The 14,214-nt window shown below is 61.1% G+C and carries 13 protein-coding genes; 7 read left to right on the top strand and 6 right to left on the bottom strand.

Going from position 1 to position 14,214, the window contains the following annotated elements; translation table 11 throughout:
• Both HD598_RS07785 and HD598_RS07780 read left to right on the top strand, forming a co-directional pair.
• On the top strand, nucleotides 1-681 hold the full coding sequence (locus tag HD598_RS07785) for a GntR family transcriptional regulator (RefSeq protein WP_183664979.1): 681 nt from the start codon (nucleotides 1-3) through the stop codon (nucleotides 679-681).
• Nucleotides 682-783: 102 nt separating this feature from the next.
• Nucleotides 784-1,809: a restriction endonuclease gene (locus HD598_RS07780; RefSeq protein WP_071894521.1), complete on the top strand. Its 1,026-nt coding sequence runs from the start codon at nucleotides 784-786 to the stop codon at nucleotides 1,807-1,809.
• A 52-nt stretch (nucleotides 1,810-1,861) separates the two neighbouring features.
• Here HD598_RS07780 and HD598_RS07775 read toward each other — a convergent pair whose 3' ends face one another.
• From HD598_RS07775 to HD598_RS07765, 3 genes are all read right to left on the bottom strand, one after another.
• Nucleotides 1,862-2,551: an 8-oxoguanine DNA glycosylase OGG fold protein gene (locus HD598_RS07775; RefSeq protein WP_183664977.1), complete on the bottom strand. Its 690-nt coding sequence runs from the start codon at nucleotides 2,549-2,551 to the stop codon at nucleotides 1,862-1,864.
• A gap of 181 nt (nucleotides 2,552-2,732) precedes the next feature.
• On the bottom strand, nucleotides 2,733-3,521 hold the full coding sequence (locus HD598_RS07770; RefSeq protein ID WP_183666738.1) for a putative hydro-lyase: 789 nt from the start codon (nucleotides 3,519-3,521) through the stop codon (nucleotides 2,733-2,735).
• An 11-nt stretch (nucleotides 3,522-3,532) separates the two neighbouring features.
• Nucleotides 3,533-4,750: an NRAMP family divalent metal transporter gene (locus HD598_RS07765; RefSeq protein ID WP_183664975.1), complete on the bottom strand. Its 1,218-nt coding sequence runs from the start codon at nucleotides 4,748-4,750 to the stop codon at nucleotides 3,533-3,535.
• 269 nt (nucleotides 4,751-5,019) lie between these two features.
• Between HD598_RS07765 and HD598_RS07760 the strand changes: the two genes are divergently transcribed.
• From HD598_RS07760 to HD598_RS07740, 5 genes are all read left to right on the top strand, one after another.
• Nucleotides 5,020-5,625 (top strand): rhodanese-like domain-containing protein, encoded by a 606-nt coding sequence (locus HD598_RS07760; protein ID WP_183664973.1) that lies wholly within the window; start codon nucleotides 5,020-5,022, stop codon nucleotides 5,623-5,625.
• A gap of 188 nt (nucleotides 5,626-5,813) precedes the next feature.
• Nucleotides 5,814-6,866 carry an ABC transporter substrate-binding protein gene (locus tag HD598_RS07755; RefSeq protein WP_183664971.1) on the top strand — a complete coding sequence of 351 codons (1,053 nt, stop codon included), beginning with the start codon at nucleotides 5,814-5,816 and terminating at the stop codon, nucleotides 6,864-6,866.
• Between the two features lie 4 nt (nucleotides 6,867-6,870).
• Complete coding sequence (locus HD598_RS07750) at nucleotides 6,871-7,920, top strand: FecCD family ABC transporter permease (protein ID WP_183664969.1); 1,050 nt, start codon at nucleotides 6,871-6,873, stop codon at nucleotides 7,918-7,920.
• Complete coding sequence (locus HD598_RS07745) at nucleotides 7,917-8,972, top strand: FecCD family ABC transporter permease (protein ID WP_311538985.1); 1,056 nt, start codon at nucleotides 7,917-7,919, stop codon at nucleotides 8,970-8,972. Before HD598_RS07750 ends, HD598_RS07745 begins: the two co-directional genes overlap by 4 nt.
• A gap of 1 nt (nucleotide 8,973) precedes the next feature.
• The gene (locus HD598_RS07740; protein ID WP_183664967.1) at nucleotides 8,974-10,953 is read left to right on the top strand and encodes an ATP-binding cassette domain-containing protein; all 1,980 of its coding nucleotides are present in this window, start codon (nucleotides 8,974-8,976) and stop codon (nucleotides 10,951-10,953) included.
• Here HD598_RS07740 and HD598_RS07735 read toward each other — a convergent pair.
• The 3 genes from HD598_RS07735 to HD598_RS07725 are packed head-to-tail and all read right to left on the bottom strand — an operon-like array spanning nucleotide 10,923 to nucleotide 14,165.
• Nucleotides 10,923-11,741 carry a glycosyltransferase family 2 protein gene (locus tag HD598_RS07735; protein WP_183664965.1) on the bottom strand — a complete coding sequence of 273 codons (819 nt, stop codon included), beginning with the start codon at nucleotides 11,739-11,741 and terminating at the stop codon, nucleotides 10,923-10,925. The genes HD598_RS07740 and HD598_RS07735 overlap by 31 nt on opposite strands.
• Nucleotides 11,742-11,748: 7 nt before the next feature.
• Entirely contained in the window at nucleotides 11,749-13,101 is a 1,353-nt protein-coding gene (locus HD598_RS07730) for a bifunctional PIG-L family deacetylase/class I SAM-dependent methyltransferase (protein ID WP_183664963.1), read from the bottom strand.
• Nucleotides 13,095-14,165, bottom strand: a complete 1,071-nt coding sequence (locus HD598_RS07725; RefSeq protein ID WP_183664961.1) for an acyl-CoA dehydrogenase family protein — start codon at nucleotides 14,163-14,165, stop codon at nucleotides 13,095-13,097. Before HD598_RS07725 ends, HD598_RS07730 begins: the two co-directional genes overlap by 7 nt.
• Nucleotides 14,166-14,214: the final 49 nt, after the last annotated feature.

The raw sequence follows: 14,214 nt of genomic DNA, 5'->3' as shown, positions 1-14,214 counted from the left end.
ATGGTTGCCGCGAACGTACTGGGATCAATTGCGAAAGGATCCGCCGAGCACGCGCACACGAGCGCGTGGATTGTTTCCGTGCTGCGTAAAAGGATCTCCGAGGGGAAGCTGACGCCGGGCAGCAAGCTGTCCGAGCAAGCGCTCTCAGAAGCCCTCGGGGTGTCCCGCAATACGCTGCGGGAAGCGTTCGCGATCCTGTCCAACGAATCCATCATCACGCGAATCCCCAACCGCGGCGTGTTCGTCGCGCGGCCCAGCGTGGAGGATATTCGCGAGATTTACCGAGTGCGTCGCATGCTGGAACCGGCCGCCATTCTGTGGGCCTCGCCCACGCCTGCCCAGATCAAACATCTGCACGAGATCATTGCGTCAGCCCGAACCGCGCGCGACGCCGGAGCCTCGGGTTCCATGGCCACCGCCAACCAGCGGCTCCACCAAGAGCTTGTTGCGATGTGCGGCTCCCCCACGCTAGACACCGTGATGGAGCAAGTCCTCGCCCAAATGCGCTTGGTGTTCCACGCAATGGCCGAAACCCCCGACTTCCACGCCCAGTTCGTGGAGCGCAACGCCGCCCTGGTCCAGGACATCGTGGACGGCAAGCGCGAAGAGGCTGCCGCGAGCCTTCGCGAGTACCTCGTGGACGCTGAAGCGGTGCTGCTGGAGCACGTCGCGGCCGAGTAGGGTCTTCCTAGTAGTCAGGTAGCGTATTCCGCCTTCGACCACTGTTTTCTCGCCGTATGATGAGGCGAGCAACGGCGCGCAATTTCTAGGGAAGCAGAGTTCATGCAAGTTTGGGGAATCCACAATGACACGCTTAGCACGGAGCTCATCGAAGGCAGTTTTGTCAGCCTCAGCTGGGACAACATGGGTGATCTTTCCAAGATTCCCGGCGGACGTGAGGAACTCAAAGACGAACTGGCACGCCGCACCCCCGAGGACTCGCACAAAGCAATCCCTGTTTGGGCCGGAATTCTCTTGCGATTTCGGGATGAAATCCAAATAGGCGACGTCGTCATTGCGCCCTACAAGGCAGACAGCACGATCAACATCGGCATAGTCCGAGGTGAGTACGAGTACGCGGCCAACGAACAGAGTCATCGTCATAGGCGCAGAGTCGAATGGAAGAAGATCGGGTTGTCTCGGACGGTCTTTACCCAACCGGCGCTGTATGAAATTGGATCTGCTATCACGCTGTTCAGGGTCCGAAAGCATTCTCACGAGTTCCTTGCGGCACTCAACGCTCGGACTCAGGACGTCGAAAAGGTTTCTGCAGTCGTAGAACGAGCTGCGTCCACCTACGTTTCCGATGACGACGCTCCTGATGAACCACGCGCATCGCGAATCGAGCGGCATACGCGAGACTTCGTTTTAGAAGTCTTACAGGAACGAATCACCCATCGGCAGTTTGAAGAGTTCTCTGCGGATCTTCTCCGCGCTTTGGGGTATCAAGCACGCGTCACGTCATACTCTCAAGACGGGGGCGTAGACGTCATCGCCCACAAGGACCCGCTAGGTGTCGAACCGCCACTCATCAAAGTTCAGTGCAAGCACAAGACCGCAACCATTGGCGCGCCAGAAGTGCAGCAACTCATCGGAACTCAGGGCACTGGGGAACTCGTAGTCTTCATGACGCTCGGCGCATACAGCCGTGATGCGTTGGGGCTCGAGCGCCAACGTCCCGGGCTACGACTTATCTCAGGCGAAGATATGGTGACCCTGGTGCTTGATAACTACGCGGCGCTGCCTGAACGCTGGCGATCACTCATGCCACTGACACCTTTGCTAGTGGTCTCGGACGCAGCTTCGTAGATAAGACGGCCTACGCGCGAGGGCCTCTCACTTCTGGGCGTCCTACGAGTGCCTACGGTTTCGGGGAAAAGAGATACTTCTCGACGCAGTCAGCACGTTCAATGTTAGGAACCTTTTCAACGGTCTCGTTGACCAGCGTGATGTAGTCACTGTATTCCGCCGGAGTCCACCGGGATCTCGGGGGCCAGTTAGTGGTTGCAGCTACTTTCCGGTCCAAAATAAGGTGACGGAGCTGGCGATCGTTACCCGGATTACTGGCAAAATACAGCACCTTGGTGAAGAAAGCCGGACCTAGTCCTAAGATCCGGTTCTTCGCATTCGAGTAGAAACTTTCGTATGCGACCGCTGATGAAACACTCGGGTCCCCTGCTAAGAGGATGCCGGCCAGCAGTTTTCTTCCAAATTCTGGTTCCGGAAGCGTTCGAACACGGCGGTAGATATCCCTCGCTTTGGTGCCGCATCCCCACGAGCAGACTGCTACGTAAAAGTTAACAGCGTCTTCTTCTGTCTTTACTGCGGTGCCCAATTGGAAGAGGTCGTGGCGCGTAAGGTGCTTTCGGCCTCGATCGTCCCTGCCCTCCTCACTGAGGATGGATGGGACAGCGGGCATTTGTGTGTCGTCCCACTTGCTCAGCCAGTGTCCTGGGTAGAAATTGAACCCATGGGAGTTGACTTGCTCGAGAGTCGGAAACTCACTCTCTCGAGCAATGCGCTCCGCGAGATCTTCTGGCGTTGTTCTCACTCGGGGCATCGGTCATCTCCCAGCTCTCGGGTGCCATCACTTTCAACGCCAAGGCTAGCTTTCCAAGATGACGAATAGAACTTTGCAACGTTCATCTTGCGTAACTGGTGTTCCTCCGAGCTAAGTCAACGAAGTTTCAGCCAGCACTGATTTATCGCCAATCGCCGATAAGGATTACCGGTTACGGCACCAGGTATTGCGAATCCTTGGCATCCGTGATGAGCATGTGACCGGGCGCATGGCCGATCGCCAGCGCAGGCTTGGACTCCATGATGGCCGCTTGAGGAGTGACTCCGCAGGCCCAAAACACTGGAAGGTGGCCGTCAGGAATCTCTACGGCGTCGCCGAAGTCTGGGCGGTTGATGTCCTTGATTCCCAGCTCTTCCGGGTTGCCGATGTGCACGGGTGCACCATGGACGGCCGGGTAGCGGGAGGTGATCCGAACGGCGTCCGCCACCTGGTTCGCGGGCATGGGACGCATTGAGACCACCAGGGGTCCGCTGATTTTCCCGGCGGGATCGCAGCGCACGTTGGTTTGGTACATGGGCACGTTCACGCCTTGGCTGATGTGCGCCACGGGGAGGTCCGCTTCAAGGAGTGCGTTCTCAAAAGTGAACGAACATCCAATGATGAAGGTGACCAGATCATCTCGCCAGTACTCGGTGATGTCCGTGGGCCGAGCGACGGGAACCCCGTTTTCATAGACCACATATTGCGGGACATCCGTGCGGATGTCCCCTCCCGCGAGTAGCGGGCCAGAAGTTTCGCCCGCGTCCAAAACGCCCAGAATGGGGCACGGCTTAGGGTTGCGCTGCGCGAAGAGCAGCACGTCAAAGGCCAGTTCCTTGGGAACGATCATGAGGTTAGCTTGCGCAAAACCTCGCGAAATTCCGGCAGTAGGACGGACGAGGCCCTCCCGGAACAACTCCCGCGCGCGTTGCGGGGAGATGCCCGAGAGGTCCTCCGTCATGTTGCTGAGGCTCACTTGAAGAGTGCGCCGATGCCCGCGAGGGAGTTCCATGCAAGGAACACCGTGAGCAACCAGGCCAGTACACCGATGATCAGAAGCCATGCGGGGTACTTGTAGCCGTTGAGAAGATCACGACGACGCCAGGCCGCGTAGAGCAAGACGCCGAAGCCTACGGGCAGGATCAAACCGTTGAAGGCACCTGCGAAGATCAGCAGAACCTGCGGAGCCTGACCCAAGAACAAGTACACAACGGCACAGAAGGCGATGAAGATGACCGTGAGCAGGTTGCGCTTACGCTCCGAGGTGTTGTGGCTCGTCACGAAGGAGATGGACGTGTACGCGGCACCAATGACCGAGGTCAAAGCGGCTGCCCACAAGACCACACCGAACATGCGCGTTCCGATTTCACCGGCCGCCTGACCGAAGGCTTCAGCAGCCATGTTGTTGGAGGTCAGCGTAACGCCGCCGGCAACCACACCGAAGATCGCAAGGAACAAGAGCACGCGCATGAGGCCCGTGATGAGGATGCTGAGGATCGAGGTGTTGGTGATGTCCTTGACGGCCGCTTCACCCTTCACTCCGGAATCGATCATGCGGTGAGCGCCAGCGTAGGTGATGTAGCCCCCCACGGTGCCGCCGATCAAGGTGGTGATCACCAAGAAGTTCACTTCCTCAGGGAAGATCATGTTCTTGAGCGCTTCGCCCACAGGAGGTGCAGCAACGATCGCCACGTACAACATCAGAAGAATCATGATGGCGCCCAAGAGCACCACAATTCGGTCCAGCGCCATGCCTGCGCGCTTGGACAAGAAGATCAAGATGGCGATAACTGCTGAGATTGCGCCACCGATCTTCGGCTCCAGACCCATCATGGCGTTGAGGCCAAGACCGGTTCCGGCGATGTTGCCGATGTTGAAGACCAAGCCGCCGATGAACACGAGAGCCGCGAGGACCCAGCCGATTCCCGGAAGAACCTTGTTGCCGATTTCCTGAGCGCGAAGGCCGGTAATGCCGATGACGCGCCAGACGTTGAGCTGAACTGCGATGTCAACGAGAATCGAGGCAAGAATCGCGAAAGCGAAGGCTGCGCCGAGCTGCACCGTGAAAACGGTGGTTTGCGTAATGAATCCCGGTCCGATGGCACTGGTTGCCATCAGGAACATAGCGCCTAGAAGCGCTGTGCGGTGAGAGCCGGTACTCGAATTCGAGACCTTTACTGCATCAGCCATTTTTCCATCCAAGGGGTGCGGGTGACTGGTGTCACAAGAAGTAATGAAAGAAACGGTACATGTTGTTCAACAATCTGTCGAGAAAATTGTTCAACAAATTCGTAATGCGTCTACTACAAGCGGGAATCCGCCCATTGAACGGTCTTTCAACCTTCTCCGGCCATTCCATAATAGTCATCCGAGGAAATATACCCCCTTGGGTATTTTGACCAGACGGAGAGGCAACTGCAATACTCTGCGGGTACTCAATCCCCCTCGAGAGGCATTTCGTGACTACTTCAACTGCCAGCGGCGGCATTACAGCACTATCCCCTGAGACGTTGCGCGAGTGGATCACTCAGCACGAAGACCTCGTCATCATTGACGTCCGCTCCGCCGCAGAATTTGAATCGCTCCACATCCGTGGTTCCTACAACGTTCCACTTCCACTGCTGTCTGAGCACACGGAGGAGCTAGCTGATCGCTTGGGCTCTCGCGTAGTTCTGGTCTGCCAGTCCGGCACTCGCGCCGAGCAGGCACGCCAGCGCCTTGCAAAGGTGGGAATCGACGGCGCCTATGTCCTGACCGGCGGCGCACCAGCGTTCGAAAAGAGCGGCGGCGACGTTGTTCGCGGCAAGGATCGCTGGGATCTCGAGCGCCAGGTTCGCATGGCCGCAGGCTCCCTCGTAGTCGCCGGCCTGGTGGGTGGAAAACTTGTTTCCCCGAAGGTTCGCATGGTTGCTGGTGCAATCGGCGCAGGATTGACATTCTCCGCAGCTACCAACACGTGCGCCATGGGTCGCGCGCTCTCGGCAATGCCATGGAACAAGGCAACGACTGAGCCCACGCGCGAAAGCGCGATTCTTTCGCTCCCCAACAAGGCGTCGTCTAACTAAGAATCCAACGACAAAGAGTAGAAAAGGGCTGTGTTGAGAAACCCTCGTGGACCTCTCAACACAGCCCTTTCACATCATAAATACAGATTACGAAAGCTTAATTTTGCGTAATCACAGTTACTAAGGCTAACCTAACTGACGAATACTCCGGTGTATCCCCCTCGACCCTTCGTCACCAAGGACTCCTCATGGAACTGACCCGCCGCTCAGCGCTGCTGGCCTTTGCAACTACTGCCGCCCTCGGACTCTCGGCCTGCGCCACGAGCACCACCGGCACTTCTTCGAGCTCCGCCAGCGGAAGCTCCACCACGGCCGCCTTCCCGGTCACTGTCAAGCACATCTATGGCGAAACCGTCATTGACGCAGCGCCCGCCAAGATCGCCACCGTCTCCTGGGTCAACGCCGATGTTGTGCTGGCGCTGGGCGTTGTCCCTGCGGGCATGGCCAAGGACGCCTGGGGCCAGAACGCCAACAACTCCACGGATTGGAAGGACGCCAAGCTCAAGGAGCTGGGCGCCGAGATCGGCTCTGACAATGCGCCCGTTCAGTATGACGAGGCAGACGGCATCAACTTCGACGAAATCGCGAAGCTCCAGCCGGACCTCATTGTGGCCGCCTACTCCGGACTGACCCAAGAGGAATACACCAAGCTCTCTAGGATCGCGAAGGTTATTGGCCCGGTTGCCGCGGCCTACACCGCTCCATGGCAGGATTCCACGCTCGCAATCGGTCAGGCCCTTGGCAAGGAAAGCGAAGCCAAGGCCCTCATCGAGACGGTTGAAAAGCAGCTGACGGACGCCGGCGAAGCCAACCCGGTCCTGAAGGAATCCACGTACATCGCGGGCAACTTGGAGCCAGCTACCGGCGGCATCAACATCTACACGTCTGGCGATAACCGCTCCCGTTTCCTGTCGTCGTTGGGCATGACGGAATCGCCGATCGTCGAAGCTAACAAGGAGGCTGACGCCTTCTACTTCAACTGGTCTGCAGAGCGCGCGGATGAGCTGGCCGCAGACGTGTTCTTCACGTGGCTTCCAGAGGGCACCACGGTAGATGACGTTAAGAACGACTCCCTGCTGGGCCAGATCCCTGCCGCGAAGACCGGCGGCCTTGTTGCCGAGAGCAGCCAGGCGCTCACCCTCGCGGTGTCCGCTTCGAGCCCGCTGAGCTTGCCGTGGGCACTGGATCAGGTGGTTCCAAACATCGTCAAGGGCGCTGAAGCCGCAAAGGCTGCAAAGTAGTCCCTTGCCTTCCACCCTCACCGCCACCCCGCCTGCGGGCGGTTCAGCGGCCACTCGAAAAGCAGCGCGCTCCGGTCTGATCGGAGTCGCGTTGCTTCTCGCGTTGGTTGCCGCCCTCGCGTTATCGCTCACTGTAGGGGCGCGTACGACGACGCTGCCTACCGTCCTCGAGGCCCTCACCTCCGCGGATCCCGGCAATGGTGATCATGCGGTGGTTCTGGCGCGCATTCCTCGCACCATTACAGGATTATTGGTGGGTGCCGCGTTGGGTATGGCCGGCGCCGGAATGCAGGGCATCGCACGAAACCCACTCGCTGACCCGGGGGTGTTGGGCGTGAACGCGGGAGCGGCGTTGGCCGTGGTGGCGGGTATTTATGTTTTCGGCGCAGCCACCATCAATGTGTTCATGTGGTTCGCTTTCGCCGGCGCCGCGATCGCCGCGTTCTTGGTGTACGCGGTGGCAAGTATTGGCCGCGAAGGAGCCACTCCCATCAAGCTCGCGCTAGCGGGCGCGGCCTTCGCAGCGGGATTCTCCAGCATCATGAACGCCGTACTCATGCTCAGCCAGGAAGCGCTGGATAACTTCCGTTTCTGGCACGTGGGCACCCTAGGCGCTCGCACGCTGGACGAGATCGCCCAAGTGGCACCCTACTTAGCGCTCGGCGCGGTGATCGTGTTGTTCTCCGGCCGCAGCCTCAACGCACTCTCCCTCGGCGACGACGCAGCCCGCGGACTCGGCATCAACGTGAACCGTGCCCGCATCATCGCAGGGGTAGGCGTGGTGTTGTTGTGCGGCGCAGCGGTAGCCCTCGCCGGACCGATCGCCTTCGTTGGCCTGGTCATTCCGCACGCCATCCGGCTCCTCGTGGGCTCCAGCTACCACCGCATCCTCCCGCTCAGCATGCTCGCCGGACCGGTTCTGCTGCTGGGCGCTGACGTGGTGGGCCGCGTGATTCTTCCGCCGTCCGAGGTCCAAGTGGGCGTCATGACTGCCCTGATTGGCGCGCCGGTCTTTATCTGGCTGATTCGCTCCCGCAAGAAGGTGGGGCTGTGATCACCACCAAGGTTCCCGCAAAAGTCAGCACCAGTGGATCAAAAACCGGTGTATCAAAAACCCGTGGCCCGCGCACCGCAAGGGTAGCCGCGGTGCTGAGCGGCGTCGTCGTACTGCTATTTTTTGCCAAGGTGCTCCTGGGCAGCTTCCAAGTATCCTTCGTGGACTTTTGGCGGATTCTGGGCGGCGAAACCATCCCCGGCGCCACGTTCATTGTCATGGAGGACCGGCTCCCGGCCGCGATCATCGCGATCCTTGCGGGCGCCGCGTTCGGCATGTCCGGCACCATGTTCCAGAATCTGCTGCGCAATCCGCTGGCCAGCCCGGACGTGATCGGCATCGGTTACGGCGCGAGCGCTGCGGCGGTCGCGGGCATGCTGTGGTTCGGTCTGCAGGGGTGGGCCCTCGCAGGCGCGGCGCTGGCGGGCGGCCTCGCGATTGCCTTGCTCATCTACTTCATGGCAAATTCCGGCCACCAAACCGGCAGCCGACTCATCCTCATGGGCATCGCCTTCGCGGCCATGCTGCAAGCCATCATTAGCTACCTGCTCACGCGTGCGGACGTCCGCACGGTCGACGACGCGCTGCGCTGGATGATCGGCTCCCTCAACTCCAGCACGTGGGACCGCGCGCTCTTGCTCCTGGTGGCACTCGTGGTGCTGGTTCCGCTAGCGGCACTGGCTGCGGGGAAGCTGAAAATTCTGGAATTAGGGGACGACGTCGCAGCTGGGCTAGGCGTGAACGTTTCGCGGGTGCGCCTCGGCATCGTGGTGGTGGCCGTGTGCCTCAGCTCGGTGGCAACGGCCATCACCGGGCCGATCGCGTTTGTGGCCTTCCTCGCCGGGCCTCTTGCTCGGCTCATGAACCGTGGCGCCTCCAGTTTGATTCTTTCGGCCCTGACCGGCGGCGCCTTGGTGCTGCTCGCCGAGTTCGTGGCCTCCAACGCTTTCGGGGACACGCAACTTCCCGTGGGCGTAGTGACCGGCGCCCTCGGCGCACCCTTCTTGCTCTGGCTGCTGGCACGCAGCAATCAACGTGGAATAGGAGGCTGACGTGACCACACTTTCAGCCCAAGAACTGTCCTTGTCCTACGACTCCCGCTTGGTGGTCAACAACCTCAGCCTCGAGCTTCCCACGGGCGAAGTCACCATGATTGTGGGCGCCAACGGCTGCGGAAAGTCCACACTCTTGCGCGGATTGTCCCGATTGTTGGCGCCGAAGTCGGGCACCGTGCTGCTCGACGGCGAGGACATCCACCGCCTCTCGTCCAAGGACGTCGCCCAGAAGCTGGGCCTCTTGCCACAATCCCCACTGGCACCGGACGGCATTACCGTTCGCGAGCTCGTGGGCCGCGGCCGCTACCCGCACCAGGGCTGGTTCCGCCGTTGGACCGCGGACGATGACCGCGCCGTGAACCACGCACTAGCCGTCACAAACTGCGAAGACCTCGCTGACCGCTCCGTGGATGAGCTCTCCGGCGGGCAGCGACAGCGCGTGTGGATCGCCATGGTGCTGGCTCAAGAGACGGACCTCTTGCTCCTCGATGAGCCCACGACCTTCCTCGATATTGCGCACCAGCTTGAGGTCCTGGACGTGGTGGCAGATTTGAACCGCCGCCGCGGCACCACCGTAGCGATTGTGTTGCACGACCTGAACCTGGCGGCCCGCTACGCGGACCACCTCGTAGCCCTCAAGAACGGGCAGATCGTGGCGCAGGGTCGCCCCGCGGACATCGTCACTTCGGAGCTCGTTCAAGAGGTTTTCGGCTTGCCATCTCGCGTGATTCCGGATCCCGTGGCCGGCACCCCACTCGTGCTGCCCATCGGCCGCAATCGCATCCTGCGTACTGCGAGTAACTCGGTCGCTGCGAGTAACCCAGTCGCTGCGAGCGCCGCCGAGTTAACCACCGACGCAAGCGCAACCACGTCCGCCGCCGTCTCCCCCGCCACCTCAACCCCGGCGGAAGCCGCGGTGAAGGCTGGGACGCACGCTGCGTCGTCGTCCTCTCTCACAGAGACCGACACCGAACCACGCCAGCCCACCCTTGACGTCGCACCCACCATGGTGTTTGATCTTGACGTGGTGGCCGTGCAGGATCTGGGGCCAAGCTTCCGGCGCATCACCGTTTCCGGAGATGACTTGGAGCATTTCGGCACCAATTCGGATCCTCTGGACTTGCGCATCAAGGCGCTGATTCCTGCAGCTCGCGACGCCGAAACGTACCAACACATGCTAGGGCTCTTCGCGGATCTGCGGCCCGGCGGAACCATCACGGCTTCCGCAAACAGCACGTGGTACAAAACGTGGCTGTCCATGCCGGAGCAAGAGCGCGGCTACATGCGTACGTACACGGTGCGCGCGCAGCGTCCCGCGGGGCATCCGAAGAACGTCTCGCAGCACGCCGAACTGGACCTCGATTTTGTCCTGCACGTTCACCGCGAAAACGGCGAACTGGTCGGCGGGCCTGCATCCGTCTGGGCGGCCGAAGCGACTGTGGGCGATTCGCTGCTGCTCATGGGGCCCAACCGGCACCTTACGGATGCGAGCTACGGCGGCATCGAATTCCGTCCCGGATCCGCTCAACGCATCCTCTTAGCAGGCGACGAAACCGCAGCTCCCGCCATCTGCTCCATCCTGGAATCCTTGCCGCCGGGCGTCCAAGGCAACGCCTTCATTGAAGTACCCGCCGTCGAGGATATGCACGGCACGTCCACGCGTTCGGGCGTCACGGTGCAGTGGTTGCCGCGCGGATCGCGCCCGCACGGCGAACTATTGAGTGCCGCAGTGCGCTCCGTGGTGGCCGTCCCCGGAGCCGGCGCGGTAGACCCCGGGCTGGAACCTGAGGACATCGACGTGGACGCCACCATTTTGTGGGAGACCACCACGGGTGGATCGCAACCGTTCTACGCGTGGCTCGCGGGCGAGGCCGGACTCATCAAGGAGCTACGCCGTTACTTGGTGCGGGACGCCGGAATTGACCGCAAGCAAGTGTCCTTCATGGGTTATTGGCGCCGTGGCAAGGCCGAGGGGTAGCTTCCCGGGTACGCCGTGACGTGAGCCGGGAGTCGTCGTTCGCCCCTGCGCACCCCGGGCTGCAAATCCCGCAAGTAACCCGCGAATCCGCCAGCGGTTCTGCCTTGAAGCCGACCAGACGTCACGGCGTGAACTGCAGTAGAGCCCACCACGAGTTTGCCAGCATCCCGGAGCGCACGAATGAAGGCGGCGTCCTCACCGATGTCATACGCGGGAAAACCACCTGCCTGAAGATAGGCATTGGCGCGGAACGCCATGTTCGCACCGTAGATGTGCTCGGTCCCGTCCAGCGGATCGTGGCGTTCGTGCCACAACTTTGCCAGATCCGGGTCAGTGTCCCGAGGGTCCGGCTCCACGGTCCCGAGGATGGCGTCGGCGCCCTCATTCGCGACGTTCACGAGGGACACCAGCCAATCCGCGGGCACAAACGTGTCGCCATCGGTGCATGCCACCAGCACGCCGCCGAGTTCGTTGGCAGGAACGTCGTCAAGGCCCGCCCGAATGCCGGCGTCTCGCGCGCGGCCCGGCGAACCCACCTCAACGTTGAGCGAAACGATGCGCGGATCACGTTTGGAAGCTTCTTGCGCAATGCACAAGGACCCGTCCGTGCTGGAGTCCACCACCACGCTCAATCGCACGGTGACATTGTGGTGAAAAGTAAGTTGGTCCATAGCCAGCTGAACGTGGTGGAGGCACGTGCCCAAGCGTTCTTCTTCGTCGCGGGCCGGCACTACTACGAGGACTTGTGAGATACGGGCTGATGGTGGTGGGGTGGAACGGGTATTCATGAGCGAGTCATTCTTTCTTCTCAAAAACCTCGAGCAGAAATGCACTCTCTCGGTGGTGAATCAAGGGTGGTTTTTGAGTGATAGGGCGAGCAAGTTCGTGGACCCGATGGCCATCGAGCGGCCACCCGTCAATGGGGCCCAGCCAGTGGCAAAGCAGAAGATGGCCGTGGGGAGACAGGGAATTCCAGGCTGCGGTCAGCAGTTGGGTGAGTTCGTCCTCGGTGAGAAAGTAGCCGATTTCCGAGACCACCACGAGGTCCAAGGAAGCCGGGCGGAAATCCCAGTCACGCGGCAATTGCGCTAGCCGCAATTCCACCGTGTTCAGCCCAGAGAGGCGTGCACGTGCGAGTTCTAGCGCCTCGCTACTGGCGTCGAGCCCCACCACGGAACTACACCGGTCGGCGAGGTCTTGAGTCAGCACGCCGATGGAGCAACCGGCTTCCACGGCGCGTTCGTAGCGTTCTCGAGGGAGGCTCGCACCCGTCACGGCACGCTTGCGGCGTTCGTACCAAGAGTCCACATACGCCCACGGGTCTTTGTCACGGCGGTAGAGGTCATCAAAAACCTCTTGCGCCGAGGTGGAGCCGAGTTCCACCACAGGGGTAAAACGGAAGAGTTCAAAGTCCCGCTCAAAGTGAGCTCTGACCGACTCCGTCAGCAAGACTTCATCGCCGGGCTGCCCTGACAAAGGCTGAATCTGAGAAACATGCTCGGCGAGGGCCGCGCGTTTACCGGCAACCTCCTGGGCGGTGAGCTCTAAGCGTTCAAAATCGCGCCAGCGCGGATCACTCGGTGGCGCCCAGTGCCAGTACCAAATCGGGAACTCCAGCAAAGGAACCCCTGCCAGGGCGGCGACGCGACGACCACTGACACCCACAGCTTCGTGGTCCGTGTGACCGTCGGCAGCATAAGTGACAGCAAGCACGGTGGGCCGATTCGTGGAGCGGATCGCACGCAATAGCGCAGCGTCAAGGGCCGAGCCTGACGCCACCACTGCGCCGTCGTGCATTCCCAGATAATCTAACGTCAATTGCTCTTCCCGGCCAAGGTGCGCCAACGCGCGATGCATTTCCTGGAGCCGCAGATCCGCCAACTGCTGCGGCGAATGCGTGGGGGAATTCGGGTGAGAGGCCTCCCCCGCCGTGCACAGGAGCACCGTGACGTGGGCTCCCCCGGTAATGGCGCGCTGGATCAGCCCGGCGGCTGCGAGCGCTTCGTCATCCGGGTGCGCCGAAACCACCACCACGTGCCCGTCTTTGCCGGGGATTGCACGCGGATCGAGGTCTTTCAGCGCGTCAAGGCCCGCATCACGCCATGCGCTTTCCGGGGTTCCCGTGGAGTCGTGGGTGAAGCTCACCATGAGTGCCCCGATTCCAGGATGAGCTCGCCGAGGGCGGCGTCATCGCGTGCCCCGTGGTGCTGGCGAATGTAGAGGTCAAGGTCTGCGACGCGCCGCGAGTGGTCTTCGTCGAACGCTAGCGCGGCCGGACCAAGCGACTCTCCGGCGGCTGCGAGCGCTACGCGGCACGCTTGCTCGGCAATACCGCGGGTGCGGTGCGCTTCGGCCCAATCCACGGTGCCGCGTTCGGCACGTTGAGCAGACAGGGTGAACGACGACGCCGCTGCGGCCAGGTGCCGATCCACCAGTCCCAAGCGTGCGTGGGCAATCTGATCCGGTGCGCGGTGGGTTGCCTTGGCGAGCATCGAACGAAAGAGGCCTACGGCTCCGCCGAACCAGCACGCGGCGACGCCGATGCCGCCTGCGGCGAAGTTGGGGCGCGTCAAGTACCAGTCGGGCTCACCCACTGCATGGGCGGGAACATCTGTGAATGAAATGGGGTTGCTCACGATGTTTTTCAAGCCGGTCGCGTGCCACTGGCTGGAGTCTTCAACTATGACGCCCGGGTGCTTGAGGTCGATTGCGAAGGTCCCGCGGCGGGTGTCATCCACCCACGCGGTGACGATGGCGTGAGAGAGCTGGCCGGCGAGTGAGCACCACGCTTTAGTTCCCTGAAGTACCCAACCGCTGGGAGTGTGTGTTGCCGTGAGTCTCGCGTTGGGAGCTTCGGCTGCGAAGACACCCCACGTTGATCCCTCCGGGATGCGGATAGCGCTACCTGCATCCGCAGCTTCGCGCAGGATGCCGAGTGCGTCGAGGTGGGGTTCAAGGGTTCGCGCTGCCGCGAGATCGACTGCGGCAACGGTGGCTAGGAATTCCCACTGGGTCAGGAGGGGGATGTTGAGTGCGGGTTCTTCAGCGAGGACTTTCAGGACAGGCTCAGTCTCACCCTTTGCAGCCTGCGCCGTGTCTAAAAGATTTTTGTAAACCGGCTCGAGAGCACTGCGTGGGCTCTCGAGATCCCACGCAAAACTTACCCACTGAACCTCGTCATGATGCTGTTGGATGGCAGTCCTCCCTTGCACTCACATATTACACTTATAGTGTAAGTTTTGGGTGCCGCGTTCTCCCCCA

It is taken from the genome of Neomicrococcus aestuarii (assembly GCF_014201135.1).
GTDB classification, from domain to species: Bacteria; Actinomycetota; Actinomycetes; order Actinomycetales; family Micrococcaceae; genus Neomicrococcus; species Neomicrococcus aestuarii.
This window is presented reverse-complemented; position numbering and strand designations above follow the sequence as displayed.